The organism is Neisseria sp. P0009.S007 (genome assembly GCF_051962515.1).
In genome coordinates this window covers 1-305 of the sequence record NZ_JBQCVF010001030.1, presented here as the reverse complement: position 1 = coordinate 305, position 305 = coordinate 1, and the positions used below count along the sequence as shown (strand labels likewise).

Genomic DNA, 305 nt, shown 5'->3' with positions numbered 1-305 from the left:
CCTGTGCGACGTCGATTTTGTTCTTACGCGCCAATTTGAGCAATACCGACACAGACACGCTGCACAGTATGCTTGCCAATAAATAAATCATGTTTTTCCTTTGATTGAATGTGTCGGATGCGTGGACAAATTTTCAGACAACCTTCTTGGTGTCCTGTTTTGATATTTAGTTTTCCGCAAACGACCCATACAAAAATTTCAGACGACCCCGGGATGCGAAGGTCGTCTGAAAACAAGGCGGGCGGTTGCGCTTAGAACCAAGTATCCAAAGACATACGCTTGTTGTCCGTCAGTCTGACGAAACC

At 45.6% G+C, this 305-nt stretch carries 1 pseudogene; it reads right to left on the bottom strand.

The window, feature by feature from the left end:
* Positions 1 to 91, bottom strand: a pseudogene (locus tag ACTHS3_RS17620) (EamA/RhaT family transporter); the annotation flags it as partial.
* Positions 92 to 305: the final 214 nt, after the last annotated feature.